General features: G+C 70.9%; 25 protein-coding genes and 1 pseudogene. 12 read left to right on the plus strand and 14 right to left on the minus strand.

Features of this window, described 5'->3' with window-relative positions; genetic code table 11:
* Positions 1 to 22 precede the first annotated feature (22 nt).
* On the minus strand, positions 23 to 490 hold the full coding sequence (locus tag ACWY4P_RS18510) for a Pycsar system effector family protein (RefSeq protein WP_456211656.1): 468 nt from the start codon (positions 488 to 490) through the stop codon (positions 23 to 25).
* Positions 491 to 723: 233 nt separating this feature from the next.
* Here ACWY4P_RS18510 and ACWY4P_RS18515 point away from each other — a divergent pair, with 233 nt between their 5' ends.
* Positions 724 to 1,335, plus strand: a complete 612-nt coding sequence (locus ACWY4P_RS18515; protein WP_456211657.1) for a hypothetical protein — start codon at positions 724 to 726, stop codon at positions 1,333 to 1,335.
* Between the two features lie 29 nt (positions 1,336 to 1,364).
* Here the strand turns inward: ACWY4P_RS18515 and ACWY4P_RS18520 are convergent, their stop codons facing one another.
* On the minus strand, positions 1,365 to 2,426 hold the full coding sequence (locus tag ACWY4P_RS18520) for a methyltransferase domain-containing protein (RefSeq protein ID WP_456212963.1): 1,062 nt from the start codon (positions 2,424 to 2,426) through the stop codon (positions 1,365 to 1,367).
* A gap of 182 nt (positions 2,427 to 2,608) precedes the next feature.
* On the opposite strand from ACWY4P_RS18520, the gene ACWY4P_RS18525 reads away from it, so the two are divergent.
* Entirely contained in the window at positions 2,609 to 2,794 is a 186-nt protein-coding gene (locus ACWY4P_RS18525; protein ID WP_456211658.1) for a DUF6104 family protein, read from the plus strand.
* Positions 2,795 to 2,870: 76 nt separating this feature from the next.
* On the opposite strand, the gene ACWY4P_RS18530 is transcribed toward ACWY4P_RS18525, so the two are convergent.
* Entirely contained in the window at positions 2,871 to 3,656 is a 786-nt protein-coding gene (locus ACWY4P_RS18530) for a 3-oxoacyl-ACP reductase family protein (RefSeq protein ID WP_456211659.1), read from the minus strand.
* Between the two features lie 108 nt (positions 3,657 to 3,764).
* Between ACWY4P_RS18530 and ACWY4P_RS18535 the strand changes: the two genes are divergently transcribed.
* Entirely contained in the window at positions 3,765 to 4,412 is a 648-nt protein-coding gene (locus ACWY4P_RS18535) for a TetR/AcrR family transcriptional regulator (RefSeq protein ID WP_456211660.1), read from the plus strand.
* Here the strand turns inward: ACWY4P_RS18535 and ACWY4P_RS18540 are convergent.
* The 4 genes from ACWY4P_RS18540 to ACWY4P_RS18555 all read right to left on the minus strand — a co-directional run bounded on the left by ACWY4P_RS18540 (position 4,397) and on the right by ACWY4P_RS18555 (position 9,555).
* The gene (locus ACWY4P_RS18540) at positions 4,397 to 6,559 is read right to left on the minus strand and encodes a hypothetical protein (RefSeq protein WP_456211661.1); all 2,163 of its coding nucleotides are present in this window, start codon (positions 6,557 to 6,559) and stop codon (positions 4,397 to 4,399) included. The two genes, ACWY4P_RS18535 and ACWY4P_RS18540, sit on opposite strands and share 16 nt — an antisense overlap.
* Positions 6,560 to 6,740: 181 nt before the next feature.
* Entirely contained in the window at positions 6,741 to 7,985 is a 1,245-nt protein-coding gene (locus ACWY4P_RS18545) for a hypothetical protein (RefSeq protein ID WP_456211662.1), read from the minus strand.
* Positions 7,982 to 8,797: an AfsR/SARP family transcriptional regulator gene (locus ACWY4P_RS18550; protein ID WP_456211663.1), complete on the minus strand. Its 816-nt coding sequence runs from the start codon at positions 8,795 to 8,797 to the stop codon at positions 7,982 to 7,984. The genes ACWY4P_RS18545 and ACWY4P_RS18550 overlap by 4 nt, the downstream gene beginning before the upstream one ends.
* A gap of 23 nt (positions 8,798 to 8,820) precedes the next feature.
* The gene (locus ACWY4P_RS18555; RefSeq protein WP_456211664.1) at positions 8,821 to 9,555 is read right to left on the minus strand and encodes a TetR/AcrR family transcriptional regulator; all 735 of its coding nucleotides are present in this window, start codon (positions 9,553 to 9,555) and stop codon (positions 8,821 to 8,823) included.
* Between the two features lie 138 nt (positions 9,556 to 9,693).
* On the opposite strand from ACWY4P_RS18555, the gene ACWY4P_RS18560 reads away from it, so the two are divergent.
* The gene (locus ACWY4P_RS18560) at positions 9,694 to 10,314 is read left to right on the plus strand and encodes a malonic semialdehyde reductase (protein WP_456211665.1); all 621 of its coding nucleotides are present in this window, start codon (positions 9,694 to 9,696) and stop codon (positions 10,312 to 10,314) included.
* Positions 10,315 to 10,395: 81 nt separating this feature from the next.
* On the opposite strand, the gene ACWY4P_RS18565 is transcribed toward ACWY4P_RS18560, so the two are convergent.
* The 3 genes from ACWY4P_RS18565 to ACWY4P_RS18575 form a co-directional block, all read right to left on the minus strand.
* Complete coding sequence (locus ACWY4P_RS18565; protein WP_456211666.1) at positions 10,396 to 10,794, minus strand: nuclear transport factor 2 family protein; 399 nt, start codon at positions 10,792 to 10,794, stop codon at positions 10,396 to 10,398.
* A gap of 88 nt (positions 10,795 to 10,882) precedes the next feature.
* Positions 10,883 to 11,836, minus strand: coding sequence for an NAD-dependent epimerase/dehydratase family protein (locus ACWY4P_RS18570; protein WP_456212964.1), 954 nt, complete (start codon positions 11,834 to 11,836; stop codon positions 10,883 to 10,885).
* A 40-nt stretch (positions 11,837 to 11,876) separates the two neighbouring features.
* A complete protein-coding gene (locus tag ACWY4P_RS18575) occupies positions 11,877 to 14,681 on the minus strand; it encodes an AMP-binding protein (protein ID WP_456211667.1) in 2,805 nt (934 codons plus the stop codon).
* Positions 14,682 to 14,948: 267 nt separating this feature from the next.
* Between ACWY4P_RS18575 and ACWY4P_RS18580 the strand changes: the two genes are divergently transcribed.
* The 4 genes from ACWY4P_RS18580 (at position 14,949) to ACWY4P_RS18595 (ending at position 18,794) form a co-directional block, all read left to right on the plus strand.
* Positions 14,949 to 15,905 carry a DUF4097 family beta strand repeat-containing protein gene (locus tag ACWY4P_RS18580; protein ID WP_456211668.1) on the plus strand — a complete coding sequence of 319 codons (957 nt, stop codon included), beginning with the start codon at positions 14,949 to 14,951 and terminating at the stop codon, positions 15,903 to 15,905.
* Positions 15,905 to 17,008, plus strand: a complete 1,104-nt coding sequence (locus tag ACWY4P_RS18585; protein ID WP_456211669.1) for a helix-turn-helix transcriptional regulator — start codon at positions 15,905 to 15,907, stop codon at positions 17,006 to 17,008. Before ACWY4P_RS18580 ends, ACWY4P_RS18585 begins: the two co-directional genes overlap by 1 nt.
* Before the next feature lie 129 nt (positions 17,009 to 17,137).
* The gene (locus ACWY4P_RS18590; protein ID WP_456212965.1) at positions 17,138 to 17,989 is read left to right on the plus strand and encodes an SCO6745 family protein; all 852 of its coding nucleotides are present in this window, start codon (positions 17,138 to 17,140) and stop codon (positions 17,987 to 17,989) included.
* 88 nt (positions 17,990 to 18,077) lie between these two features.
* Positions 18,078 to 18,794: an antibiotic biosynthesis monooxygenase gene (locus ACWY4P_RS18595; protein ID WP_456211670.1), complete on the plus strand. Its 717-nt coding sequence runs from the start codon at positions 18,078 to 18,080 to the stop codon at positions 18,792 to 18,794.
* Positions 18,795 to 18,803: 9 nt separating this feature from the next.
* Here ACWY4P_RS18595 and ACWY4P_RS18600 read toward each other — a convergent pair whose 3' ends face one another.
* Entirely contained in the window at positions 18,804 to 19,766 is a 963-nt protein-coding gene (locus ACWY4P_RS18600) for a zinc-binding dehydrogenase (protein WP_456211671.1), read from the minus strand.
* 487 nt (positions 19,767 to 20,253) lie between these two features.
* Complete coding sequence (locus tag ACWY4P_RS18605) at positions 20,254 to 21,486, minus strand: NAD(P)-dependent malic enzyme (protein WP_456211672.1); 1,233 nt, start codon at positions 21,484 to 21,486, stop codon at positions 20,254 to 20,256.
* 533 nt (positions 21,487 to 22,019) lie between these two features.
* Between ACWY4P_RS18605 and ACWY4P_RS18610 the strand changes: the two genes are divergently transcribed.
* Genes ACWY4P_RS18610 through ACWY4P_RS18620 form a run of 3 tightly spaced genes read left to right on the plus strand, consistent with a single transcriptional unit; the run spans position 22,020 to position 24,736 of the window.
* Positions 22,020 to 22,982, plus strand: a complete 963-nt coding sequence (locus ACWY4P_RS18610; protein WP_456211673.1) for an ABC transporter substrate-binding protein — start codon at positions 22,020 to 22,022, stop codon at positions 22,980 to 22,982.
* A gap of 45 nt (positions 22,983 to 23,027) precedes the next feature.
* Positions 23,028 to 23,978: an amino acid ABC transporter permease gene (locus tag ACWY4P_RS18615; protein ID WP_456211674.1), complete on the plus strand. Its 951-nt coding sequence runs from the start codon at positions 23,028 to 23,030 to the stop codon at positions 23,976 to 23,978.
* Positions 23,979 to 23,983: 5 nt separating this feature from the next.
* Positions 23,984 to 24,736, plus strand: a complete 753-nt coding sequence (locus tag ACWY4P_RS18620) for an amino acid ABC transporter ATP-binding protein (protein WP_456212966.1) — start codon at positions 23,984 to 23,986, stop codon at positions 24,734 to 24,736.
* Between the two features lie 84 nt (positions 24,737 to 24,820).
* On the opposite strand, the gene ACWY4P_RS18625 is transcribed toward ACWY4P_RS18620, so the two are convergent.
* Positions 24,821 to 25,609 (minus strand): class I SAM-dependent methyltransferase, encoded by a 789-nt coding sequence (locus ACWY4P_RS18625; RefSeq protein ID WP_456211675.1) that lies wholly within the window; start codon positions 25,607 to 25,609, stop codon positions 24,821 to 24,823.
* Positions 25,610 to 25,740: 131 nt separating this feature from the next.
* Here ACWY4P_RS18625 and ACWY4P_RS18630 point away from each other — a divergent pair.
* Positions 25,741 to 26,199 (plus strand): annotated as a pseudogene (locus ACWY4P_RS18630) (CGNR zinc finger domain-containing protein); the annotation flags it as partial.
* 44 nt (positions 26,200 to 26,243) lie between these two features.
* On the opposite strand, the gene sodX reads toward ACWY4P_RS18630, so the two are convergent.
* The gene (gene sodX, locus ACWY4P_RS18635; protein ID WP_456211676.1) at positions 26,244 to 26,747 is read right to left on the minus strand and encodes a nickel-type superoxide dismutase maturation protease; all 504 of its coding nucleotides are present in this window, start codon (positions 26,745 to 26,747) and stop codon (positions 26,244 to 26,246) included.
* Positions 26,748 to 26,840: the final 93 nt, after the last annotated feature.

The raw sequence follows: 26,840 nt of genomic DNA on the forward strand, positions 1-26,840 counted from the left end.
CGCGGTGCCGTTCTTCGGGGGCTCAGGTCATCGCGACGAGGACGGCCGCGAGCGTCAGCAGGCCAAGCCCGGCGAGCATGCAGTCAACCGCGACCCGGATGAGGCGGAACTTCCGCGTGGCGAGCTCGGCCATGAACCGTAGGTGATCCACCTGGTAGCCGAATGCCAGGCGCTCGCGCAGACGGTCGTTGCTCAGCCGGACCCAGCTCGTCCAGCCGTCGCCGTCGAGGTTCGGGCGCACCGCGAGCAGCAGGATCACGGTCGCGGCCAGCAGTGCGGCGGCGCCGAGGGCGGCGGCCACGGCGGTCGCAGCGGTCGGGTGGAGGTCCGACGCCATCGAGCCCAGCGCCACAAGTGCGGCCCCTGCCAGGGCCAGTAACAGGCTCGCTTTGGATTCGGAGCGAGCCAGGTCGGCCTGGAGGGAGGCCACCGTCGCGGTGATGCGGTCTTGTGTGGTGTCCGGTCGCGGGTCGGGGGTGGTGGTTGCCATGGGTGGGCCTTCTCCTGTCGCATCGGCCGGTCTGTCGAGCACAGTCTGTTGAGATCTGAGACGCCGCCACCGACCACCCTGTTTCCCGGGCCGCGAGAGTGGCGCAGCTCACATCGGACGCCGTCTCGTCCCGCTGCTCACCGCCATCCCCGGCGACAAGCTGAGCCGCGTCCGCCCTGCCGCTGGGGACACGGCGGTAGCCTCACCATCGCAGCCGTACAGGGGGGCGTCACATGAACACCGGCCAGCACGCGGTCCAGTTCGAACTCACCCACAGGGGCTCCGCCCGGGGCCGTCTCAGGAAGAGGGCCACTCACACCTGGGCCGGGACCGTGCCCGGTTTCGGGCCGGTCGAGCTGGCGTGCCCGGCGGAGGAGGACCTCGCCCGGGACACCGTCGCCGCCTGGGTGTCGGGACACGGGATACCCCCCGTGTCCTTCGCCGGCATCGAGTTCCGCGACCGGCCGCGCCTGGCCAGGATGACGCTGACCGCCGACGGGTGGACGGGCAAGCTGAACCGCCGCCACCTGGCGGTGACGGCGCGCGGGCGGGCGCTGCGGATCGGGGTCGCCGAGCGCTCGTACCGCTACCGGGTGCTCGGCGGCAAGCTCCGGCACGAGCTGCGGCGTGAGGGGGCCGTCATCACGATGTCGCGCTCGGCCTGGCGGCATCCGCGCGCCATCTCGGGGGCCGGGGAAGGCGGCGTCGACGGGCTGGATATCGGGCTGGCGATCCTGTTGGAGGGCGTCTACACGCGCAATCTCTCCTTCGGTGGCGCGCTGTACTCCTGGCCTGGGCGCTTCCTGAGCCGACTGGATCTTCTGGATCTTCTTCCGGATGTCTGAAGCACGGCGGACCGCGTCCAGGGCGCGGACTACGAGGGGAGCCGGGCCGAAGCCGCCTCCCCCACCTCCGCCACCACCACATAGAGCGTCACCGCCGCGAAGAACGGCCCCGCGGCGAGGTGGTCGAGAAACCGCCGGGCCGTCTCCTCGCTGAGGTACCCGGCCGCCGCCGCACGCTCCGCGTTCCGCTGGAAGCCGAGGATCCGGTCGGCCGACTGGACGTCCCGGAAGACGGAGGTGACCGGGACGACCGACGGCACCGCGAAGCCGGCTGCCGTCGCGAGCCGGGGCAGTTGGCGGCCGATGACGGCGTTGCGGACGATCCGGTCGGTGATGTGGCGGGTGTACGCGCGGGAGATCCCGGGGTCGGGGTGGTCGATGGCCAGCGAGTCCCAGTCGGGCTCGCCCATGACCAGCCGCCCGCCCGGCCGCAGCACGCGCCGCGCCTCGGCGAGGACCTGGGCGGGGTCCGTGACGTGCTGGAGGGTGCGGTCGGTGCGGGCGCGGTCGACGCTCGCGTCCGCGAGGGGGAGGGCATGGGCGTCGCCGAGCCGTACGTCCACCGCGGGGAGGTCCGCCGTACGCTCGCGGGCCCGGGCCGCCATCTCGGGGTCGGCGTCGAGGCCGATCACCGTCCCGGACGGGGTGACCGCCCCGGCGAGGGCGGCCAGATCGGTGCCGGGGCCGCAGCCCAGGTCGAGCGCGGTGTGGCCGGGGCGGGCGTCCAGCGCGTCGAGCATGACCTGCTTGTACGAGCGGGCGTGGCCGGTCCCGGCCAGCCGGTCCGGATAGCCGATCCGGTCGGGCACGGCGGCCTCGAACATCCGCTCAGTGACCTCGGCCATGGACCGCACCTCCCGCTCCAGCACCTCGCGCCCCTTGGCCGTGAGCCGCACCGGCCGCTGACGGCCCTTCCCGGCCAGGGACTCGATCAGCTCCTTGGCCTCCAGCCGCGACAGGGCTCCGTAGAGGCTGCCGGGGCCGAGGCGTTCGCCCGACAGCTTCTCGATGGCCGCGTTGATGGCGTAGCCGTGCAGGGGTCCGTTGGCCAGGGTGCAGAGCACCAGCATCTGGGCGTCGTTGGCGCGCATGGGGCCTTCCCCGTCTCCCGCGGCGCGGGCGTGCTTCGTTCCCATGCGCCTCATGCTACGCGATGCGTACTACGCGGCACGTAGTACGCGCCAAAAGAGGGCCCGGGCCGCTCTATCCTGGGCCCGTACGCACCCACCCGTACGCACCCGTACACCCCCTCAACCCGACCCGGAGCACCCCCTTGTACTTCACCGACCGCGGCATCGAGGAGCTGGAGAAGCGGCGCGGCGAGGAGGAGATCACCTTCGAGTGGCTCGCCGAGCAGCTGCGCACGTTCGTGGACCTGAACCCGGACTTCGAGGTCCCGGTGGAACGGCTCGCGACCTGGCTGGCCCGGCTCGACGACGACGAAGAAGACGACGAGTAGCCGAGTAGGCGAGTGGTCGAGGGGTCGCGAGCAGCCGAGCGGTCGCGCCGAGGACGAGCGGCCCCGCCTCGGCGGCTCAGACCGTGTAACCGCCGTCGACGTCGATCGAGGCGCCCGTGATGTACCCGGCATCCGGCCCCGCCAGGTAGGCGACGAGGCCGGCCACCTCGTCGGCCGTGCCGTAGCGGCCCACCGCGAGGTGCGGGAGGGTGGACTCCGCCCACGGCCCGTCGGCCGGATTCATGTCGGTGTCCACCGGGCCGGGCTGGACATTGTTGACGGTGATGCCGCGGGCGCCGACCTCCCGGGCCAGGCCGCGGGTGAAGCCCGCCACCCCGGCCTTGGTCAGCGCGTAGAGGCTGCCGCCGGTGAAGGGGACGCGGTCGGCGTTGACGCTGCCGATCGTGATGACGCGGCCGCCGTCGCCGATGTGGCGCAGCGCCTCCTGGGTGGCGGCGAAGACGGCGCGCAGGTTCACGGCGGCGACGTGGTCGTAGTCCGCGTCGGTCATCTCCTCGATCGGCCGCACGAGGCCCACCCCGGCGTTGTTGACCAGGATGTCCAGCCTCCCGAACCGCTCGACGACCTCGGTGATGGCGGACCGCAACGCCGCGCGGTCCGCGACGTCCGCCTTGATCGCCAGCGCCCGCCCTCCGTCCGCGATCACCTCCTTGACCAGGACCTCCGCGCGATCCCCCGAGGCGTTGTAGGTCACCGCCACCGTGGCGCCCTCTTTGGCGAGCCGGCGCGCGATGCCCGCGCCGATCCCCCGGGAGCCGCCGGTGACGACCGCCACCTTGCCGCTCAATGCCGGCGTGCTCGAAGCCCCAGCTGCCTGTGCTGCCTCTGCTGCCTGTGCCATCGGAACCACTCCCCTAATTCTTGAATGCTCATTCAAGATGTCACGCGCACGGGCACCGCGCAACTGATATCTTGAACGTGCGCTTAAAAAGTCAGGAGGGTCACCGTCATGGCGAAGGGACGACCCCGCGAGTTCGACATCGACGACGCGCTGTCAGCGGCGGTCGCCGTCTTCTGGGCCAAGGGCTACGAGGGCACCACGATGGCGGACCTGTCCGCCGCCACCGGCCTCAAGGCGGGCAGCATCTACGCCGCCTTCGGCTCGAAGGCGGACCTGTTCAAGCGGGTGCTCGACCACTACGCCGACACGGTCTTCTCGTACGGCCCCAAGGCCCTGGAGGCCGGCACCGTCCGCGAGGTCGTCAGCCGGTGGCTCAGGGGCGCGGTCGAGGCCACGACCGGGGCGGCCACCCCGGCCGGGTGCCTCCTCGTCCACGGCGCGCTGGTCACCGGGGACGCCGCGAGCGAGGTGAAGGCCGATGTGTGCACCCGGCGCCAGGCGGGCGAGGTCATGCTGACCGAGCGCTTCGAGCGGGCCCGGTTGTCCGGCGACCTCCCCGCCACCGTCGACCCGAAGGACGTCGCGCGGTACGTGTTCGCCCTCACCGAGGGCATGGCCGTCCAGGCCGCGTACGGCGCCGACCGCGCCGACCTGGAGCGCCTGGCCGACCTGGCCCTCGCCCGGCTGCCGTGGGAAGGCGCCGAGCCCGAGCCCGGAGCCGGGCCGGCCGGGCTCCCGGCTCAGCCGTCCAGGTAGATGAGCGCTTCCGACCGCGCGCTGTCATAACGCTCCTGGCCGGAGCCGATGAGGTGCCTCGACAGCCCGGTCTCGGGGCCGTGGCCGTTCTCCTTGGCCCAGCCCGCGACGAGATGGTTCACCTGCTTCTGGCCGGTGGTGAAGTGATACTCCGTCTCCGCCGACGCCGCCTGCGCCGCCTGGGCGACCTGATCCTCTTTCCAGTCATAGGTGCCCGCGAAAAGAATGCGGTAGACGACGTCCGTGACGAACCCGGTGGCCGGGCCCTTGCCGGCGAGCGAAGCACCGGCACTGGCACCGGCCTGCACCCCACCGGTGACGACGAATTCGGCCGTCTGGGCGTGGTTGGCCCATGAAACGGCATCGTCCTTCTTGTCGCGCGCGATGTCGGAGCTGATCCCGTCGTAGAAGCCGAAGGCGGAGGACGCCCCTTCGATGGCCGAGGCGCGCTCATTGGGGTTGTCGAATTCCGTCTTGGACAGTGTCCCGGCGGCATAGAAGCGCTCGGCGTCGTACATCTCGCCGAACGCCTTACCGTCTTCCGACACGCCACGCATGATGCGGGTGAGGCTCTCCCTGGGGACGGACATATGGGCGTCCTTGGGATCACCCGTGCCGTCGTTCCACACCCCGTCCTTGTCCGCGTACATACCCGTGCGGGTCAGGATCTCATGGGTTTCGGGCGTGTAGTCGACGAGCATGCCGGCCATACTGGCCCGCAGGTTCGGGTGCAGATCGTCCCCGTGCCGGCCTTCGTCCAGGAACTTGATGGTGTCGTGCATGACGCGGGCCTCGGCATCGGTGTGATAGCCGAGCTTGTAATCCGTGCCAGGGACGTTTCCGGTGGCCGCCGCCTCCAGCGCGGGCCCCAGACCCAGGCGGCTGTCAGGGTCGTCCTCGTAGTAGATATCGCCGTCCGGGGTCTGCATCACCACACTGGGCCAGGTACGGTCCCGCAGCAGATACTGCAAGTGATCGTTCTCGCCGTTCGCTCCCGGATCGAGGAATGCCTTGGCGACATCGGGCTGCTTGCCCATGATGCCGAGCAGATCATCGAGCGGGTCAGTGGATTCCAGGCTGTGCCCCGCGCCCTTTTGCCACTTGCTGGTTCCGTCTTTTTTCTCCAGAGCGATGATGTCGTTTCCGACATCGGTCAGGAACTTCTTCCCGTAGTTGTTTCCGTGTGTCATGAGATTGACGAACGACTGGTAGCCGTAAAGGCTCTCCCCCGGACGCCCGAAATTCTCGGCGCCCACCTTGCGCAGCCCCTCCTGCCACTTCTTGTAGAAGGGGTCGGAGGGCGACCTGGTCGCGGTGGCCAGGGAGGTGGCCACGCCTTCCTGGAGGGCGCCGAAGTCCTTCTTGTCGCCGTCCTTGGCAAGGCTGTTGAACTTGTTGTTGAGCTGGATGGTGGCCTTGGGGCCCAGGCCGTCCAGGAACGTCTGGCTGAACGCCTTGTTGTGCTCGTTGTCCCGGAACAGCCGCTGGAACTCGGCCATCTCCTTGTCGCTGAGCTTGCCGTCGGAGTTGAGCTTGGTCGCGAGCTCCTCGGCTTCCTTGCCCTCGACCTTCTCGATGTCGCCTTCCGCCTTGCCGTTGAACCCGTTGGCCGCGCCGTCGACGGGGCTGGGGTCCTCCACCGCCGCCTTGAGCGCGAGCTTCACACCCCGGTCGGCGTCGTCGACCGCCTTGACCGCCGCTTGGATGAGCCGGGTCCACGACGACTCGGCTTCCTGGACCCTCGCCTGGTACCGCACGGCATTCGCCTCGGCGGCACTGACCTTCGAGAAGTCGTAACTCGCGATCCCGGTGTCCGAGACCTTCATACCGGCCTTGACCGCGTCCGCGACCGCCGACTTCACCTTCCCGCGCAGATCCACGAACTGACTGTGCGCGTCCCGCAGGATCGAGGCGATGGCGCGGGCCTCCTTCGGCGCCGCCGTGAACTGAGCGTCGGTCACCTTCATGTTGGGGCCCGCCACCAGCTGCGCCTGGCCGTTCCAGGACCCATCGAGTCCCACCGACTTGACCTGACTGTCGTAGATCTTCTGGACCGCCTCGAACTTCTTGGCGGCCTCGTCCCACCTGGTGGCGGCCGTCTCGAGGAGGGACAGGTTGATGGTCATGACCTGGTGGTACGTGAGCACGAGTTCCCCTTCAGCGGTTCTTCGAGGCGCGAGATGGGGACGGGGACGGCGTGTCGTGCAGGTACGGAGCGAGCGGGACGAACGGCATGATTCCCCCGTGGCCAGTCAGCAAGTGGAACGCCACATTCGGCGATTGCACCTTATGAAGCTAGCAGCGCCACGTACACACCTGGTTCGAAGGTCAGAAGCTTGAGGACGATCTGAGGCGGCCAGAGGCGGCGGCGACCGCGTCGGCGACCTCCTCGACGGTGCGCCCGTCGGTGTCGACGCACAGGTCACCCAGAGAAGCACGCTCCAACGCGGCGGCGTCGGCCGCCGCCGCCTCGGCGATCCGGAGCAGCCGCGCGGTGGGCTGCCCCTTCAACGGGTCGCCCGGCTGCGGCCAGCTGCCGCCCTCTCCGCGGCTCAGGATCCGCCGCGTCAGCTGCTCGCGCCCGGCGTGGAGTCGGCAGAGCGTCACCGTGGCCGGGGCCAGCGCGTGGGTGTACGTCCTGATCGCGGGCTCGTCCCCGACCTGGCCGACCACGGTGAGGCACTGAGCCCCCGCCGCGCGGTACGTCTGCCACAGGGCGGCCAGGTTGCGGGCCTTCACCCGGTGGTTGCCGGGGTCATCGGCCGGGGCGGGGGCGCAGAAGCCGATCTGGTCGAGGTCGATGTACGCCGCCGTGTGCCCGGCGCGCAGGGCGCTCTGGAAGAGCCCGAAGCCGACCGTCGACTTCCCCACCCCGGTCGCCCCGCACAGCCACAGGACCGAGCCGTCGGCGGCGGCCTCCGGGAGACCGTCCTTCCCCGACGCGGAGGAGGGCTCCCGTTCAGGGGCAGTGGGAATGGTGGGAATGGTGGGGGTGGTGGGGGTGGTGGGGGTGGTGGGGGCAGTAGGGGCGGTGAGGTGGGGCCATTCGCCGGTACGCTCCCGCACCCGCCGCGCCACCTCGGTCACCGACAGGCCGCTGGTGTCCACGCACACGTCGGCGACGTCGCTCGCGTCCATGGCCTCGGCGTCCCGCAGCGCGTCCGCCATGACCACGGTCGACCCCGTACGGCCGAGGAACCGCCGCCTCAGCTCGTCATGGCCGACGGACAGTCGGCATACGGTCGGCGCGGCGCCCGGGATCCGGTCGGCGTGGACGCCGTGGGCGGTGTCCACGACACCGGACACGACGACGCACCGCGCGCCCGCCGTCCGGAAGCCGGCCACCACGGCGCCGACGTTCCGCGCCTGCATCAGATGGCGGCCGGGGTCCGACTCCGGTTCGGGATAACACATGCCCAGCTGGTCGACGTCCACATAGCCGGTCTCGACACCGGCCCGCCTGAGCTGGGAGTAGATCTCCCAGCCGACCGTGGTCTTCCCGACTCCCGGCGGGCCGCACAGCCACAGCAGGGGGATCGGATCGCCGCTCACCGCATCGCCCTGGCGGGTCACGCCACCACCGGGCCCCGCCCCGGCGCCCCGGCCTCGTAGTCCAGCCGGGGGTCGGACGCGAGGACCGCCTGCTGGAGGCGCTGGAGCTTCGCCGACGGTTCGAGCCCCAGCTCCTCCGTCATGGCGAGGCGCAGCCGCTGGTAGACCGCGAGGGCGCGGGTGCGCTGGCCGGAGCGGTGGAGGGCGAGCATGTAGTGGCCGTGCATGCCCTCGTGGAAGCGGTGCTCGACGACGAGCGAGGCCAGGTCGCTCAGCGCCTCCTGGTGGCCGCCGAGCCGCAGCCGGGTCTCGATGCCGCGCTCGGTGACCGTGAGCCGGGACTGTTCGAGCCGGGCCACCTCGGCCTGGAGGGGGCGCCCGTGGGGCGCGACGTCGACCAGGGCCGGGCCCTCCCAGATCGACAGCGCCTGCCGGAAGGCCGCGTCGGCGGCCCGCTCGTCGCCGGTCTCCAGCGCGTGTTCGCCCTCGGCGACGAGGTCGCGGTAGCGGTGGACGTCGAGCTGGCCGTAGCGCAGCTCCAGGGCGTAGCCGCCGGGCCTGGTCTGGAGGACGTCCCGGGCGACCGCGGCCGACGGGACGCCGAGCGCCTGGGCGAGCAGCTTGCGCAGGTGCAGGACGTACGTCTGAAGCGTGGTCAGCCCGGTGCGCGGCGGCCGCTCGCCCCACAGCTCGGTCATCAGGGACTGTACGGGCACCATCCGGCCGTCGTTGAGCAGCAGCAGAGACAGGACCTTGCGCGGCTTCATCGCACTGGGCACCGCCGACTGGTCGCCGTGGCGCAGCGTCAGCGGTCCGAGGACGCTCACATGCATGGGTGGTGCCACCTCCTCACACATCACCTGCGGTACGCGCGTACGAACAGGTCGGCGGCCTTCTCGCAGATGGCCGCGGCTTCGTGCCCGGGCAGCGGGCGGGTGCCGTACATCGACTGGTGCAGGCCCTGCTGGACGAGCAGGGCGACGAACTGGCGGGCGACGGTGGCCGGGTCGTCGACGCTCAGCTCGCCGCGCTCGGTGCGGCGGGTGAGCAGGTCGACGAGGTACGTCACGAGCTGCTGGGGCTCGCCGTCCGCGCAGGCCGGGCGCAGCGAGGGATGGCGGGCCACCTCGGAGATGACCAGGCGGCGCAGCGCGGAGGCGCGCTCGTCGAGCAGTACGCGGAGCACGCGGTGGCCGAAGGAGATCAGGGCCGTCTCGGCGTCCGTGGCGCCCCCGGCCTGGCCCTCGGCCTCGCCCCCGTCGGCGTTCGTGGCGGCGTTCCTGGCGGCGTTCCTGTCTGCGTTCCCGTCGGTGGGATGGGGGTCGAGGTCGGGGGTGAAGCGGGCGGCCACCCGCTCCCGTTCGCCCTCGACGGCCGCGAGGAACAGCCGCTGCTTGTCCCCGAAGTGGTTGTAGACGGTCTGCTTGGACACACGGGCCTCGTCGGCTATGACGTCCACGCTCGCCCGGGTGTATCCCTCGCGCAGGAAGACGGCGACGGCCGCCTCCAATATGGCCTGCCGCTTGGCGGGCTGAGGGCCCGCCGGCCGGCCCACGGCGCCGCGTGACCGCGGCGCGCTGTCCGTCCGCAAGGCTCCGTCCTCCTGACTCACCGACTCCGATGCGCTCTTGCCCTCAATGGACTTGCGAGTCTAGCCTTCCATCACTTCACTGGACTAGTCGGTCCAGTCCAATTAATCGCGGTCCACGCCCCATGAGGAGAGAGCTCCATGAGCGCACCGGAGAACAGCGACGCCCTGCGCCACCTCACCCTGGCGCCCGAGGCACAGAACCAGCTGTTCCTGGAGGCCCGTACGGCCAACACGTTCACCGACGAGCCGGTCACGGACGAACAGGTCCGCGCCATCTACGAACTGGTCAAGTACGCGCCGACCTCGATGAACCAGCAGCCGCTGCGCGTGGTCCTGGTGCGCTCGCAGGAGGCCCGCGCCCGCCTCGTGTCCCATATGACGGGGCGCAACCAGGAGAAGACGGGGAAGGCGCCGCTGGTGGCGGTCCTCGCGGCGGACCTGGACTTCCACGAGGAGCTGCCCCGGCTGGTGCCGTTCATGGAGAACCCGCAGGACCTCTTCGCGGAGCCGGGGTTCCGCGAGGCCTCCGCGCGGTTCAACGCCACGCTCCAGGTGGGCTACTTCATCCTGGGCGTGCGCGCGGCGGGGCTGGCCGCCGGGCCGATGATCGGTTTCGACCATGAGGCCGTGTCCAAGGAGTTCTTCGAGGACGGCCGGCACCGGGCGGTGTGCGTCGTCAACATCGGCAATCCGGGGCCCGACGCCTGGATGGGCCGACTGCCGCGCCTGGCGTACGACGAGGTCGTCACGACCGTCTGACCGGGCCGACCCGGCCCCACATACGGACCGCCTGTGCCCCGACGGCGGGGTACAGGCGGTCCTCTCGCGCTGCGGAAGCGGTCAGCTCTCGATCAGCTCATGGAACGCGACGGTGTCGAAGATGTCCTCCATCCTCGTCGCCCTGCCGTCCCGCATCGTCCAGGAGTGGAGGAAGTTCAAGGTCGCGGTGGTGCCGGTGCGCGAGGTCACCTCGCGGGTGCCGAGGACGATGACCCGGTCCCCCTGCTCGATGAACTCCTGCGGGCTGAGCTTCATCCCGCCCAGCACGGTCGGGACATGGGCGAGGAATTCCTTGATCCCCGCATGGCCCAGCTTGGTGCCGCCGAGGCCGTACTTGGCCATCCCGTCCGGGTGGACCCACTCCACGTCCGGGTGCATCCCCGAGAGGATCCCCTCGACGTCGCGGTCGCGGAAGCCCGCGTAGGTCGCACGGATGGCCTCGATGTTCTGTGACGCCACGGTTGTTCGGTTCTCCTCGATGTCTTCTTCGGTGTTTTCTCGGTGTTTTCTCGATGTTTTCTCGGTGTTTTCTCGATGTTTTCTCGGATCAGGCGGCGGGGGCGGCGGGGGTGACCGGGCGCGGCTTGACGTGGTCGGGGTACAGCGCCTCAAGGGTCTGCCGCACCCCCTCGCGCCACGGCACCCGGCACGGGCCGGTGAGCTCCAGGCGCCGCGCGGGGTCGAACTGGTAGGTCTCCCGGGTGACCTCACTGGGCACCAGCTTGGCCTCGACGCCGGTCAGCTCCTCGAGGTAGCGCACGCAGTCCGTCATGCCGACCGGCTCGTCACCGCCCCAGTTGACCAGCGTGACGGGCACGGACGCGGCCGCCCACAGCTTGGGCACCTGGCTGACCAGGTCGTCGGTGTGCAGCAGCGAGCACCAGTTCTGGCCCTCCAGCGGCACCGGTATCGGCTCGCCGGCCAGCATCCGCTTGAAGTAGAGCATCGGCACCCCGCCGTAGCCCCCGGGCCCGTACGCGATGTTGAGCCGGGCGATGGTGGTCGGCAGGTTCAGCACGCTCGCGAAGGCCCGTACGGCGCCCTCGGCGGCGATCTTGCCCACGGGGTAGGGGGGCAGCCAGTCGGCTACCCCGTCGACGGGGTCGTCCTCGGCGTAGGGGTGGTCCAGGGTCTGCCGCTTGTAGAGCGCGCCGGTGGAGACGTACAAGAACGCCTCCGCGCCACGGCAGTGATTCATCAGCCGGCCGCAGGCGACGGAGTTGACCTCGATCGCGGCGTTGAAGTCACCGTCCTCGCCGCGCCGCACCGCCGAGTGGATGACGTGCGTGAAGTCGTCGGGGAGCCCGTCGTACGCGGCGCCGCCGAGGTCGTTCATGTCCCAGTGGTACGTCCTGATCCCGCGGACGTTCAGCTCTTCCTCGACCCCCGGGGAGCCGAACCGGCCCAGGCACCACACCTCGTTGTGCTCGGCCAGCGCCTCGGCCACCGGGCGGCCGACCTGTCCGCTGCCGCCCGTGACCAGGATTTTCTTGCCTTCCAACGTGCTCTTCTCCTCTTGCTCGCGCTGCTCACGCCACTCGTTACCCGTTGTCGCCCAGCGCACGGTCGAGCTCCCTGCGCAGGATGGCCTGGAAGGCCGCGACGTGCTGGGGCCCCATCAGGGTGTAGTGCTCGCCCGGCACGTCGAGATAGCGGTTGGCCTCGGTGGTGTGCTCGTCCCACCTGCGCAGCTCGTGGTCGAGCCAGTCCTCCTTGGTGCCGCGCAGCGGGATGGCGTAGAAGACCGTCATCGACCGGGTGGTGCCGGTGGGCGTGTAGCTGCGGCCGAGGTCGGTGAGGCCATTGGCGAGCTCGGCCCAGGCAGCGAACTTCCGCAGGTCCAGATCGAGCTCGGCGAGCCGGTTGGGCGGGGCGATCTTGAGGAAGTGTGCCAGCTGCTCCTCCTTGGGCAGCCCGCGCAGCTGCCCGGGGAGGTCGAGGGACTGCTTCTTGTTGATCAGATCGAGGAAGAACGCGAGGTTGGTCGCGGTCTCGATGAAGTCCAGCTCATCCATGCGGGACTTGATGTGCGGCGGGAGGTTGAAGCTCCCGACGAAGTCGACGCGCTCGCCCTGGGCCTCCAGCGCCTTGGCGATCTCGAAGGCCACGGCGCCGCCGTACGAATAGCCGGCGACGGCGTACGGGCCGTGGGGCTGGGTGGCGCGGATGGCGTCGACATACGTGCCGACCATCTCCTCGAAGCTCTCGAAGGGCCGCTCGCCCTCGTTGAACCCCCGGGCGCGCAGGGCATAGAAGGGCCGGTCGCCGACGAAGTACTTGGCGAGGTTGACGAAGACCAGGACCTCGCCGACGCCCGGGTGCACACAGAACAGCGGCGTCTTGTCGCCGGCGGCCTGGAGCGGGACCACCGGGTCGTACGGCGCGGCGGCGGCCGAGCCGCCCTCGCCGAGCCGGGCGGCGAGCCGGCGCACCGAGGGGGCGGTGAGCACGGTGATGATCGGCAGGTCCACGACGCCCAGGCGGCGGCCCACCTGGCGCCGCAGCCGCAGGATGTCCAGCGAGGTCCCGCCGAGGTCGAAGAAGCTCGCGGTGACGCTGACCTCGTCCGGGGCCATGTCGAACATCTCGGCGTAGATCTCGGCGAGCACCCGCTCGGTCTCGCCTTCCGGCGCGGTGTATCCGCCGAGCCTGCGGGTGGTCAGCTCGGCGACGCGCGCGATGACGTCGTCGTAGCCGCCGGACTCCAGGCGCGTGCGCATCCGCTGGCGCAGCGTCTTGCCCAGGCTGGTCTTGGGGAACGCCTCCTTGGGCAGCGGCAGGATGAGGGAGGGCCGGAACCCCCAGTGCATCACCACGGTGGAGCGCACGGCGGTGAGCAGCCGGTACAGGCCCGCCTCGTCGTCCTCCGCCACCTCGGGGTTGACCGCGATCACCAGCTGCTCGGTGTCGCTGCCCGGCCGCCGGGTCGGGAAGGCCGCGACATGGCCACCGGCCACGCCGTCGAGCTGCTCCAGCGCGGCCTCCATCTCATGGCTGAAGTAGTTGACGCCGTTGACGATGATGCTGTCCTTGCTGCGCCCGACGAGGGTGAGCCGGCCGTCGTCGATACGGCCCAGGTCGCCGCTGCGGAACCAGCCGTCGGGGGTGAAGGCCTCGCGGGTGGCCTCCTCGTTGTTGTAGTAGCCCGCCGTGATCATCGGGCCGCTGAGCTGCAACTCCCCCACCTCGCCCGCGGGCAGCGCGCGATGCTCGTCGTCGGCCACCCGGATGGTCAGCGCCTTGACGGGCGTGCCGAGGTTGGCGAACTCCTGGTCGGCGTCGGCGGCCGGGAAGTCGCGGTTGTAGATGCTGCCGGCGCAGGTCTCGGTCATGCCGAAGGCGGGCCACAGCGCGGACCGCCGCAGGCCGTACGGAGCGTAGTCGGCGAGGAACGCCTCACCAGTGGCGACGACGTTGGCCTCGCCGCCGCTCACGATGTGGCGCAGCGCGCTCAGGTCAAGTCCCTCCCCGCCCGGCGCCGTCTCCTCGGCATCGGCGAGTTCATGCGCCGCGGAATTGAGCGGGCCCAGGAGGAAATTCGGGGTGAAGGTCATCGTCACCTTGTGGCGGGAGATGATGCGCAGGAACCGCAGCGGCTCCTCAAGGATGACCGAGGCCGGGGTGTGCAATTGGTTCGCCCCCACATAAAGCGGCAGCATATGCGCTTCCAGAAGCGCCGCGACATGGTCGTAGGAAATCCAGTTGAAGGTGGTGTCGGCGGCGGTGAGCTGCTGCTTGTCCGCCTTCCCGGCCATGGATGCCAGAAGGTTTCCATGGGAGAGCATCACGGCTTTGGAATTTCCGGTGGAGCCGGAGGTCAGCACCAGCAGGGCGAGGTCTTCCGGCGCGGCCCGGTGGATGTCCGGCGCGGGCGCACCGCCGCCGAGCCCTTCCACGGGCGCCACGGCGAGCCCCGGCACATCGGGCAGCTCGGCGCGCATCGCCTCGGTGGTGACCAGCAGCGGGCGGTCGAGCAGCCGGTCGACATGGGCGAGTTGCGCGGCCCAGCGGGCGGGGTCGCCCGGTACCGGCGCCATGGGGCAGGGGACGAATCCGCCCAGCAGACAGGCCCAGAAAACGGCGAGGAATTCCCGCTGGTCAGCCAGCAGCAGCGCGACCTTGTCGCCCGGCTTCAGCCCACGGGACCGCAGGCCGGTGAGCAATCGGAGCGCGGAATCGAGAAGCTCCGAATACGGCTGGGGTATGGATTCGCCCTCCGCGCCGTCGGGCAAGTAACCTACCCCCGAATAGGGGTACTCCACCGCTGCTCTGACCAGCAGTTGGGCCACAGAACGCAGTTCCTTAGCGTCTTCGGGCGTCGAGTATTTCAAGGACTGTGTCGGCATGACCCATTTGACCCTTCCCCCCCGATTCCGAGGCCCTGAAGGTAACAGCCTCGAACATACGCACTCCATGACTCTCCAGCGAGGCTCTAGCGGCGCTCTAGCGAGTCCCGGCCAGCCCGCCACCCCACCCCTGGCGCGCCCGACTCGCCGCTTGACTCTGCGAATCCGCGATATATCGTGTCTAGCAGGAGACGCGATATGTTGCGTCGCGTCTGCCGCGGGGTCCGGTCAGGGTCCCGTCAGCGTCCAGCCCAGGGGAGGCCAGGGATGTCAGCCCGGTCGAAGTGGTCGTTGACCGAACCGCAGAAGCTCACCTTCGACGACCCCGTGTCCACCCTCCAGGTGCGCGTCGTGGGCGGCACCGTCAACGTCGTCGGGACCGACACCGGCCCCGCCCGCCTGGAGCTCGCCGAGATCGACGGCCCGCCGCTGACCGTCACCCACGAGGACGGCACGCTGAGGGTCGGATACGACGACGTCCCGTGGAAGGGCTGGCTCAAGTGGCTCGACCACAAGGGCTGGAACCGCACCGTCCATCTCACCCTCGCCGTGCCCACCGGCACCAGCGCCTCGGTCGGCGCGGTCGGCGCCGGAGCCGTCGTCTCCGGGCTCACCGGCCGCACCGACGTGCACGGCGTCTCCGGCGACATCACCCTGCTCGGGCTGAACGGCCCGGTCCGCGCCGACACCGTCTCGGGGCGGGTCGAGGTCCAGGCCGTCACGGGCCGGCTGCGCTTCAGCTCCGTCAACGGCGACCTGACCGTCATCGAGGGCTCGGGCGAGTCCGTCCGCGCGGACACCGTCAGCGGCGACATCGTCCTCGACCTCGCCCCCGCCACCACCCCCAACGGCGCGGACATCGCCCTCAACACCGTGTCCGGCGAGATCGCGATCCGGCTGCCGCACCCCGCCGACGCCAAGGTCGAGGCGCACACCGCGAGCGGCGCCGTCTCCAACGCCTTCGAGGATCTGCGGGTCACCGGCCAGTGGGGGGCCAAGAAGATCTCCGGCCGACTCGGCGCGGGCAACGGCAGGCTCAAGGCCACCACCGTCTCGGGTGCGATAGCGCTGCTGCGCCGCGCGCCCACCGAGGATGACGCGCCAGAGGACTCGCCCACGGACTCACCCACGGGCTCACCCACGGGCTCACCCACGGACGCGCCGACGCCCCCGTCACCCGGCCCGGCACAAGGCCCTGACCGCCCCGAAGGAAAGGTCCTCTGATGCCCCCCGTATTCGCCCACGGCCGACTGCGGCTCTACCTCCTCAAACTGCTCGACGAGGCACCGCGCCACGGCTACGAGGTCATCCGCCTGCTGGAGGAGCGCTTCCAGGGCCTGTACGCGCCCTCCGCCGGCACCGTGTACCCGCGCCTGGCCAAGCTGGAGGCCGAGGGTCTGGTCACCCACACCACCGAGGGCGGCCGCAAGGTCTACTCCATCACCGACGCCGGCCGCGCCGAACTGGCCGACCGGGGCGGCGAGCTGGCCGACCTGGAGGTCGAGATCCGCGAGTCCGTCGCCGAGCTCGCCGCCGAGATCCGGGAGGACGTACGCGGCTCCGCCAGCGATCTGCGGCGCGAGATGCGGGAGGCGGCGCAGCGGGCCCGTACCTCCGGCAACGGCTCCGCCGGCCCGGGCGGCTCCGGCAGGAAGCCGGGGTCGTGGGAGGGCCCGTGGGGGGACAAGGAGGCGTGGCGGCTGGCGAAGGAGGAGATGCGGCGCGCCAAGGAGGAGTGGAAGGAGCAGGCGCGCCGGGCCAAGGAGGAGAGCCGCCGCGCCCGGCAGGACGCCCAGCGCGCCCGGCAGCAGGCGAAGGACGCCCAGGACTTCGCGCGCGAGGAGGTCCAGCGGATGGCCCGGCGGCTACAGGAGCAGACGCAGGAGCACCTGAGGACGGGCGACTGGCAGCGCGCGGTGCGGGAGGGGCTGGCCGAGGTGTCGCGCGGCATGAGCCGTATCTCGTGGCAGGGCACCGGGGCGGCGGAGCGGGGGGAGCCGGGCGGACCGGCCGAGCCGGGCATCGTCGTCGAACACGCGGAGGCGGCGGACGCGCCGGAGGCGGCGGAGGCGGCGGAGGCGGCGGGGGCGGCGGAAGCGCCGGAGGCGGCGGCCGGGCACGAGCCGGAGTGGGCCAGGGACTTCACTCCGTCCGGCGACCCCGCCCGCGACCTGGACCGGCTCCTGGACCGCTTCCGCGACGACATCCGCGACACGGCCCGCGACCACGGCGTGAGCGCCGCCCACGCGGCCGAGGCCCGGCGGCGGCTCGCGGCGACCGCGGACCAGATCACGGCGCTGCTGCGGGGGCGGCGGGCGAAGGGATAGGCCCTCATCCTCCCCATGCGCTGGCTATTCTTCGCCCTCGGCTTCTCCCCGCTTCCACCCGCCCTCGCCCGAGTCTCATCCGAAGAGGTAAGAGTGACGCAGCCGCAGTACCAAGCCCTCGCCCGCCGCATGTGGCACCAGCTGGAGCCGGTGCACGCAAGCCTCTACTTCGCCCGGCAGGCGTTCGAGGAGGCCGCGGCGCTCGGCTACGACGTCGAGTCCCGCTGGCCCAGCTACTTCGCCTGGCGGGCCGCCCCGCTGGGCGCGGTCGGCCCCGAGCTGGTGGCGGCCACGTTCTACAGCTTCAGCCCGCGCACGACAGCCGAGTACGTCCCCGCCATCTGGTCGACGGCCGCCCCGGACAAGGTGGTGGAGGCGCGGCTGCGCGCGGTCGACCGTACGTTCCGCGCGCTGCTCGGCGACCGGATCGGCGGGCAGGACATCGCCGAGGCCGCGGCCCTGGCCAAGGAGGCGGCCGAGGCGGCGCCCCTGGCCGCCCGCCCGATCGCCGCCGCCAACCGCGACCTCGGCTGGTCCGACGAGCCGCACCTCGCCCTGTGGCAGGCCACCACCGTGCTGCGTGAGCACCGCGGGGACGGCCACCTGGCCGCGCTGCTCACCGCCGGTCTCGACCCGTGCGAGGCGCTGGTGTCCTTCGCGGGGGTCGGCGCCGCCCCGAAGACCAACTTCGACGGCCGTGGCTGGACCGCGGAGGAGTGGAGCGCCGCGGCCGGCCGGCTGGCCGAGCGCGGCTGGCTCGACGCCGAGGGGAACGCCACCGAGCGCGGCCGTCAGGGCCGCGACGCGATCGAGCGGCTGACGGACGAGCTGGCCGCGGCGCCCTGGCGCGCGCTGGGCGCCGAGCGGGCCGAGCGCCTGACGGAACTGGTGCATCCGCTGCTCGCGGCGGTGTTCGAGGCGGGCATGCTGCCCATGCAGAGCACGCTGGGCATCGCCTCGGTCCAGGTCGCGTACGCGTAGCGAACAGGCTTGACCTCAACCTCCGTTGAGGTATCAGGATCGCGGACGGAGGCGAAGCAGCCCCCGTCCGCGACCCGAAGGAGCCCCCATGCCCGGCGTCCCCAACCCCCTCCCCGACCTCACGCGCCCCGACGTCGGCGCCGCCCTGTTCTCCACCTGGAGCGTCGGCACGCCCGAACGGCAGCGGGCGACGGTGGACGCCATCGCCGCCGCCTGGGACACCCGCCCCTGGCCGACCCCGGATCTGCTCTCGCAGAACGTCTATGTGGGAACGGACGGCGACACGCTGATGCACCACGCCCAGTGGGCGAACGAGGAGGCGTACCACGCCTTCGTCCGGGCCCACCGCCAGAAGCGGGTCGACCAGATCGACGCCGCCGTGCCGGGGATCAAGCGGAACGGGATCGCCCGCTACCAGCGGTACCGCGGCTTCGACACCCGGACCGAGGGCGATCCGCGAGTGCCCGGGTGCATCGCCGTCATCCAGCTGGACTTCGACGACCCGGACCCGGACCTGCGGCGGAAGTGGGTCGACCTGGTCATCGAGGCCCTGGAGACCGACCCCGCCCCGAGCCCCGGCCTCATCTCCGCCGACTTCCACCTGATCGTCGATGGCGATCGCCATCTGGCCACCGACCGCGCCGTGGCGCTCAACTACGCCCAGTGGACCAGCGAGGAGGCGTACGACGCGGCCATCGCCGCCGACGATCCGACCCCCGAGTGGGAGCGGGTCCGTCACTTCCCGGGATTCCAGGGCAGCACGATCAAGCGCTACCGCTTCGAGCGGAGCTTCGTACGGCCGTGAAGCAAGCCCTTAGACCGTCAGGACGACCTTGCCGAAGAGCTCCCCGGTCGCCATCTTCTCGAACCCCTCGCGCGCCCGGTCCAGCGGCAGCACCGAGTCGATGACCGGCCGCACCCCGCGCGCCGCGCAGAAGCTCAGCAGGTCCTCCAGCTCCTCCTTGCTGCCCATGGTGGAGCCGACGACCTTCAGCTCCAGGAAGAAGATCCGGTTGAGCTCCGCGGACTTGGGGCTGGGCCCGCTGGTCGCGCCCGAGATGACCAGTGTGCCGCCGGGCTTGAGCGACTTGACCGAGTGCGACCAGGTCGCCGCCCCCACGGTCTCGATCACCGCGTCCACGCGCCGCGGCAGCCGCTCCCCCGGCTCGTACGCGCCCTCGGCCCCCAGGTCGACCGCGCGCTTGCGCTTGGCCTCGTCCCGGCTGGTGGCCAGGACCCGCAGCCCGGCCGCCGCGCCCAGCACGATCGCCGCGGTGGCCACGCCGCCGCCCGCGCCCTGGACCAGGACGCTGTCGCCGGGGCGCACGCCCGCGTTGGTGAAGAGCATGCGGTAGGCGGTCAGCCAGGCCGTCGGCAGGCAGGCGGCCTCCTCGAAGGAGAGCTCCTTGGGTTTGGGCAGCAGATTCCAGGTGGGGACGGCGACCTTCTCCGCGAAGGTGCCCTGGTAGCGCTCGGTGAGGATGGAGCGGGGCTCGCGGGGGCCGACGCCGTGCCCGCTCTGGCCGATGACCGAGTGGATGACGACCTCGTTGCCGTCCTCGTCGATCCCGGCCGCGTCACAGCCGAGGATCATCGGGAGCGACTCCTCGCCGAGGCCGACTCCGCGCAGCGACCACAGGTCGTGGTGGTTGAGCGAGGCGGCCTTGACGGTGACGGTCGACCATCCGGGTCGCGCCTCGGGATCGGGGCGCTCGCCCAGTTCGAGGCCGTTCAGCGGCTGGTCACGGTCGATACGTGCGGCGTAGGCAGCGAACATGATCCCGACGATAGGCGCGGCGGCCGGGCGGCGGAACCACGCCGCGGTGTGACACGCGCCGCGCGGCCGCGCGAGGGTCGTACGACCGGGCCTGCGGCCGTCGAGTTCGGCCGCGGCGGCCCCGCGCCGGCGGGCGCCCCGTGGCGCAGGCCCCCGCGCCGCCCCTCGCTGCGGCCGCCACGCGCCGGGCGCCACGGCGGCGGCCCCGGTCCGCACCACCGCGCGCGACGGCCGGGCGCCGTCAGCGACCAGGCCGAGGGCGCCCCGGCCGGCCATGGGGCCGGCGGGGCAGTCAACCGGCCGAGGGCCGCGCGCGAGCGGCGCGGGCCCACCGCCGACACCGTAGGGCGCGGGCGGGCGCCCAGCGCTTTGCGTCGGGCGAGTGGCGGGGCCGTAGGCACCCGGGAGGGGGCCGACGACGGCCGGGCCGCCGCCTCGCGTGGAGGCGGCGGCCCGGCCGTCGTCTACGACGCAAGCCCCGCGGGACTCAGCGGCGCGCCACGCCCTCCGCGCGCGCCGCCGCCGCGACGGCCGCGGTCACGGCCGGGGCGACCCGCTCGTCGAACGGCGAGGGGATGACCTTGTCGGCGCTCAGCTCGTCGGCCACCACGGCGGCCAGCGCCTCGGCGGCGGCGAGCTTCATGCCCTCGGTGATCCGGGAGGCCCGGACCTGGAGCGCGCCGGCGAAGATGCCCGGGAAGGCCAGCACGTTGTTGATCTGGTTCGGGAAGTCGCTGCGGCCGGTGGCGACGACGGCGGCGTACTTGTGGGCGATGTCCGGGTGGATCTCCGGGGTCGGGTTGGCCATCGCGAAGACGAAGCAGCCGGGCGCCATCTTCGCGACCGCCTGCTCGGGGACCGTGCCGCCGCTGACCCCGATGAAGACGTCCGCGCCGTCCAGCGCGGCCTCCATGGGACCGGCCAGCCCGGCCTTGTTGGTGAAGCCGGCCAGCTCCCGCTTGACGTCGGTGAGGTCCTCGCGGTCCTGGGACACGATGCCCTTGCGGTCGCAGACCGCGACATCGCCGATCCCCGCCTCGACGAGGATCCTGGCGATGGCGACCCCGGCGGCGCCCGCGCCGGAGATGACGGCGCGCAGCTGGCCGAGGGAGCGGTCGGTCAGCTTGGCCGCGTTGCGCAGGGCGGCGAGGGTGACGACGGCCGTGCCGTGCTGGTCGTCGTGGAAGATCGGGATGTCGACGCGCTCCTGGAGCTTGCGCTCGATCTCGAAGCAGCGCGGGGCGGAGATGTCCTCCAGGTTCACGCCGCCGAAGGAGGGTGCGAGCCGGGCAACGGTCTCCACGATCTCGTCCACCTCCCGGCAGTCGAGGGCGATCGGCACCGCGTCGACGCCGCCGAACTGCTTGAAGAGGATGGCCTTGCCCTCCATCACGGGCAGGGAGGCCTCCGGGCCGATGTCGCCGAGCCCGAGCACCGCGCTGCCGTCCGTGACGACCGCGACGACCTGAGACTTCCAGGTGTATTCATGGACCAATTCCGGCTTTTCGGCGATGGCGCTGCAGACCTTCGCGACGCCCGGCGTATAGGCGAGGGACAGGTCTTCCTTGTTGCGCACCGGCACTGTCGCCTCGACGGCCATTTTGCCGCCCCGGTGGAGCGCGAAAGCCGGATCGAAGGGCTCTCCGTCCGTGACGCCCTCCGCGTCTCCGGCGCTTCCGTTCGTGCTGTCGCTGCGAGGATTCGCGATCTCCGCTGCCACTATGTGACCCCTTTGTCGTATTTCTATTGAGGGTAGCCGCCCCTGGTTGGGGAGCGGGCGGGCACCGCGTCCGGGTCCCACTGGGCAGATATCCGCCGCTTGGCACCAGATACGAACGCCGGGCGCGCCGCACACGCGCCCTGAGCCCCGGGTGAGGGGTGTAACCGTCCGTTCTACCGGAAGGACTCTTCCGGGGACGAGCGATTTCCTGCCGCGGCCGTGTGTGTGGCGTTCGATTACCTCGCGTTACCCGCGAAAGCGATTGAATCACCCTTGAACGTCCAATACTCGAGACGTTTCCCTATGTGATGAAACGTGATAAACGTCTCGTTCCGGTCATTGGCCGCGGTCCTCCGGCCTGGCGTTTCCGCCCCTGTGCACCACGGGGGTCGCCCGTTACCCGATTTTGACATGGCTGGACGTCTGATCGAGCCGGTCCGGTGGCAAGATGCCCCAATCACACACGGTCGCGACACCCACAAACGTGTTCCGGCCCAGCCGGACACCCCTCTCACCCCGCAGGAGGAACGAGCATGACCGCCAGCATCACGCGCCGACGGAGCCGACGGACCGGCATGAAGTCCAAGACGGCCGCCGCCGGTGCGATAGCGGTCACCGGTGCCCTGCTCCTGACGGGCTGCGGCGACCAGCGGGACAAGACGAACACCACCAGAGGTGCCACCACAGCGCCGCTCTTCAGCATGCTGCCGAAGAAGATCCAGAGCGCGGGTGTGATCAAGGTCGGCTCGGACATCAACTACCCGCCGGTGGAGTTCAAGAAGGACGGCCAGGTCATCGGCCTGGACCCGGACCTCGCCGCCGCGATGGGCAAGGTGCTCGGCGTGAAGTTCCAGTTCAACAACGCCGGGTTCGACACCCTGCTGACCGGCTTGCGCGCCAAGCGGTACGACATCGCCATGTCGGCCATGACCGACAACAAGGGCCGCCAGGACGGCGTCAACCCCGACACCGGCAAGACGGTCGGTGAGGGCGTCGACTTCGTCGACTACTTCACCGCCGGCGTGTCGATCTACACCAGGAAGGGCGACGACCAGGGGATCAAGACCTGGGACGACCTGTGCGGCAAGAAGATCGTCGTCCAGCGCGCCACCGTCTCGCACGACCTCGCGAAGGCCCAGTCCAAGACCTGCCAGGAGAAGAAGAAGGGCAAGATCGCGATCGAGGCGTTCGGCAACGACACCGAGGCCCAGACCCGGCTGCGTGGCGGCGGGGGCGACGCCGGCGCCAGCGACTTCCCGGTCGCCGCCTACGCCGTGAAGACCTCGGGCGGCGGCAACGACTTCGAGCTCGTCGGCGAGCAGGTGGAGGCGGCCCCGTACGGGATCGCCGTCGCCAAGGGGAACACCGAGCTGCGCGATGCGCTCCGGCAGGCGCTCGCCTTCATCATCGCGAACGGCGAATACGACAAGATCATCGCCAAGTGGGGCGTCAAGGACGGCGCGGTCCTCAAGGCCATCGTCAACGGCGGCAAGTGATCCGGCCTCCCCTCGCTCACGCGCTCCCGCTGAAAGGCTTTTTCCGTGACTGTTGAGATCGACAAGGTGGGTCCGCAAGACGCCCCGCCTCCCCCACCCGCGCCGGAAACCATCCGGGCCATCCCGGTGCGCCACTTCGGGCGCTGGGTCGCCGCGGTCGTCGTCATCGCCCTTCTGGCGTCGATCGTGTACGCCTTTTCCCAAGGGAAGGTGAACTGGGGCTCCATCCCGGACAACTTCTTCAACGACCGGATCCTCACCGGTGTCGGCAAGACCGCCTGGATCACCATCGCCGCCATGGCGCTCGGCGTGGTCCTCGGCATCATCCTCGCGGTGATGCGGCTGTCCAAGAACCCGGTGACCGCCTCCATCGCCTGGGGCTACATCTGGTTCTTCCGCGGCACCCCGGTCTATGTGCAGCTGCTGCTCTGGTTCAACCTGGGGCTGATCTTCGACTACATCAACCTCGGTCCGATCTACCAGGACGAGTGGTCGGACTTCATGACCCCGTTCCTGGCCGCCCTGCTCGGGCTCGGCCTGAACGAGGCCGCGTACATGGCGGAGATCTGCCGCGCGGGCATCCAGGCGGTCGACGAGGGCCAGACCGAGGCGGCCCACGCGCTGGGCATGAGCCACGCCAAGACGCTGCGCCGGATCGTGCTGCCGCAGGCGATGCGGGTGATCGTGCCGCCGACCGGCAACGAGTTCATCAACATGCTCAAGACCACCTCGCTGGTCATCGCCGTGCAGTACTTCGACCTGCTGCAGGCCGCGCAGGAGATCGGCCAGACCTCCGGCGCCGCCGCTGAGATGCTGTTCCTGGCCGCCGCCTGGTATCTCATCCTCACCTCCGTCCTGAGCGTGGGCCAGTACTACCTGGAGCGGTACTACGCCCGCGGCTCGAGCCGGAGCCTGCCCCCGACCCCGCTGCAGCGGATCCGGGTCAATCTGTTCTCCTTCTCCAACCGCTCCGCAGGAGGTGTGGGCACGTCATGACCGCCATGGTGAAGGCCGAGGGCGTGCACAAGTCCTTCGGCCCCGTACAGGTCCTCAAGGGCATCGACCTGGAGGTCGCGCCCCGCGAGGTCTTCTGTCTGATCGGCCCGTCCGGCTCCGGCAAGTCCACCTTCCTGCGCTGCATCAACCACCTGGAGAAGATCAACTCCGGGCGGCTGTACGTGGACGGCGAGCTGGTCGGCTACCGGCAGAAGGGCGACAAGCTCTACGAGCTCAAGGACCGCGAGGTCGCCGGGAAGCGCCGGGACATCGGCATGGTCTTCCAGCGCTTCAACCTCTTCCCGCACATGACGGCGGTGGAGAACGTCATGGAGGCGCCGGTCCAGGTCAAGCGCGAGGCGAAGGCGGTCGCGCGGGAGCGCGCGCTGAGGCTGCTGGACCGGGTGGGACTCTCCGACAAGGCGGGCAACTACCCCTCACAGCTCTCCGGCGGCCAGCAGCAGCGCGTGGCCATCGCGCGGGCGCTGGCCATGGAGCCGAAGCTGATGCTCTTCGACGAGCCCACCTCGGCGCTCGACCCCGAGCTGGTCGGCGATGTGCTGGACGTCATGCGCGGGCTGGCGGAGGACGGCATGACCATGGTCGTGGTGACCCACGAGATGGGCTTCGCCCGGGAGGTCGGGGACTCGATCGTGTTCATGGACGACGGGGTGGTCGTGGAGTCGGGGCACCCGCGCGAGGTGCTCACCAATCCGCGGCACGAGCGGACGAAGTCGTTCCTGTCCAAGGTTCTCTAGGGTTCTCCAGAGCTGTTCGGCAGTGCACGGGCAAGACGGGCGGTACGGGCCGGATCCGGCCCGTACCGCCCGTATGCGCTCCAGCTACTTCAGCCCGAGCACCATCGCGTCCGAGGGGGAGCACCACACGGCCCGCGCCTCGCCGAAGCCCACCTCGCGCAGCGTGTCCGCGTGCCAGCCGACGGGCTGGAACGCCTCGGCCACGCCGTTCGCGTGGTCGGGCCCGTCGGCCGGGTTACCGAAGATCTTGAACCGCTCGGCGACGGGCGCGCCGAGCACCGCGTCCGCGGCCGCCGCCTGCCACCACTCCACCCAGTCCTGCGTGCCCTCGGCCCTGGCCCGCTCCTGCCGAGCGCGGTCGAACGCGCGCACCGCCGCGTCGATCCGTGGTGTGCCCTCCCCCGGCATATGGTCGGCGTTGAGGAACACCCCGCCGTCCCGCACCACCCCGGCCAGCTGCCCGTACAGCGTGCGCAGCGCGTCGCTGTCCAGCCAGTGCAGCGCGGTGGCGGTGAGCACCGCGTCGTACGAGCGGTGCGGCAGCCCGGCCGCCCACTCGGGATCGCGCAGATCCGCCGTGATGAACCGGGCCCGGTCGTCCGCCGCGAAGTGGCCGCGCGCGATGGTCAGCAGCGCCGGGTCCAGGTCCACGCCCGTGCTGGTCGCGCGGGGAAATCTGCGCAGCACCCGGTCGGTGATGCTGCCCGTGCCGCAGGCCAGGTCCAGAATCCGCGGCTCCGGGCCGACCAGCGCCTCCACCGCGTCCAGCATCACCCGGAACCGCTCCTCGCGGTCGGGGAGGTACCACTCCTGCTGTCGATCCCAGCTCTGCTGCCACGCCCGCCAGTCCGGCGCGGCGACTGTGTCCACCATCGCACTCTCCCCGTCATCTCCGACGTCACACTCGCGACGTAATACCCTCGTAGCTAGATCAGCCATTACCGACCTTAGACCCGCCCTCGTAAGGACCACAAGTGGAATTGGCTTATTACTCGGATCTCGCCGTGCGCCTGGTCAACAGCGAGGAGCCCGCACGCGGCACCGACACCCTCACCTCGGTCGAGTCCGTGCGCGAGCTCTTCGGGGCGAGCCAGCAGGCGGCGCGGCGCGCCACCGACGCCGATGTCACCCGGCTGAGGTCGGTGCGCGCCCGGCTGCGCGCCGTCTTCGAGGCGGCGGCGAGCGGGGACGAGGTGCTGGCCGTGGACCTGCTGAACGCGCTGCTGATCGAGTTCCCGGTCAGCCCGCAGATCTCCGGGCACGAGTACCGGGACGAGGACGGCCGCCCCGAGTGGCATATGCACATCGCCGACTACGCGGCCAACGCGAGCGCCGGCTATGCCGCGACCGCCTCCATGGGGCTCGCCTTCCACCTCACCGAGCTGGGCGTCGACCGCCTCGGCATCTGTGAGGCATCACCCTGTCGCAACGCATATCTCGACACATCGACAAATCGATCCCGACGCTACTGCTCCGACCGCTGCGCCACCCGCGCCAACGTCGCCGCCTACCGCGCCCGCAAGCGCCTGGACGCCGAGCGCTCCGACAGCGCCCCGCGCCAGCCGAGCAGCGACCGCGCAGACCGTGGTGGCCGTACCGGCCGCACCGCGGACACCGCCCACGACAGCATCCCGGTCACCGACCGCTGACCCGACCCCGCGCCCGGCAGGGGCCGCAGCCGCACCCAGACCCTGGCCACCACCAGGTCGTCCGGCACGACGCCGAACTCCCGGCTGTCGTTCTCCACGTACGGGTTGTCCCCCATGACCCACCAGCCGCCGTCGCGCCGCTCCACCGCGCGCTTGACGATCAGCAGGTCCTGGCGGAACGGATGCCGCAGCACCACCACGTCACCCGCGCGGACGGCCGCCCCGTACCGGACGACCAACTGGTCGCCGGGGTTCAGCGTCGGCACCATGGACGGGTTGTACACCTCGGCGAGCCCGATCCGCAGCAGCCCACCGCGCTCGCGGTCCTGCTCCTGCCCGCGATCCTGCAGCTGCTCTCGCATCACGGCTCCTCCGGTCACTCTCCACATTCAGCATCCCAGCCAACCCAGGCTGCCACTGGACTTTTGACCTAAGCCCCCCGGGGCACCCGAGAA

This window comes from Streptomyces sp. LZ34 (genome assembly GCF_053890475.1).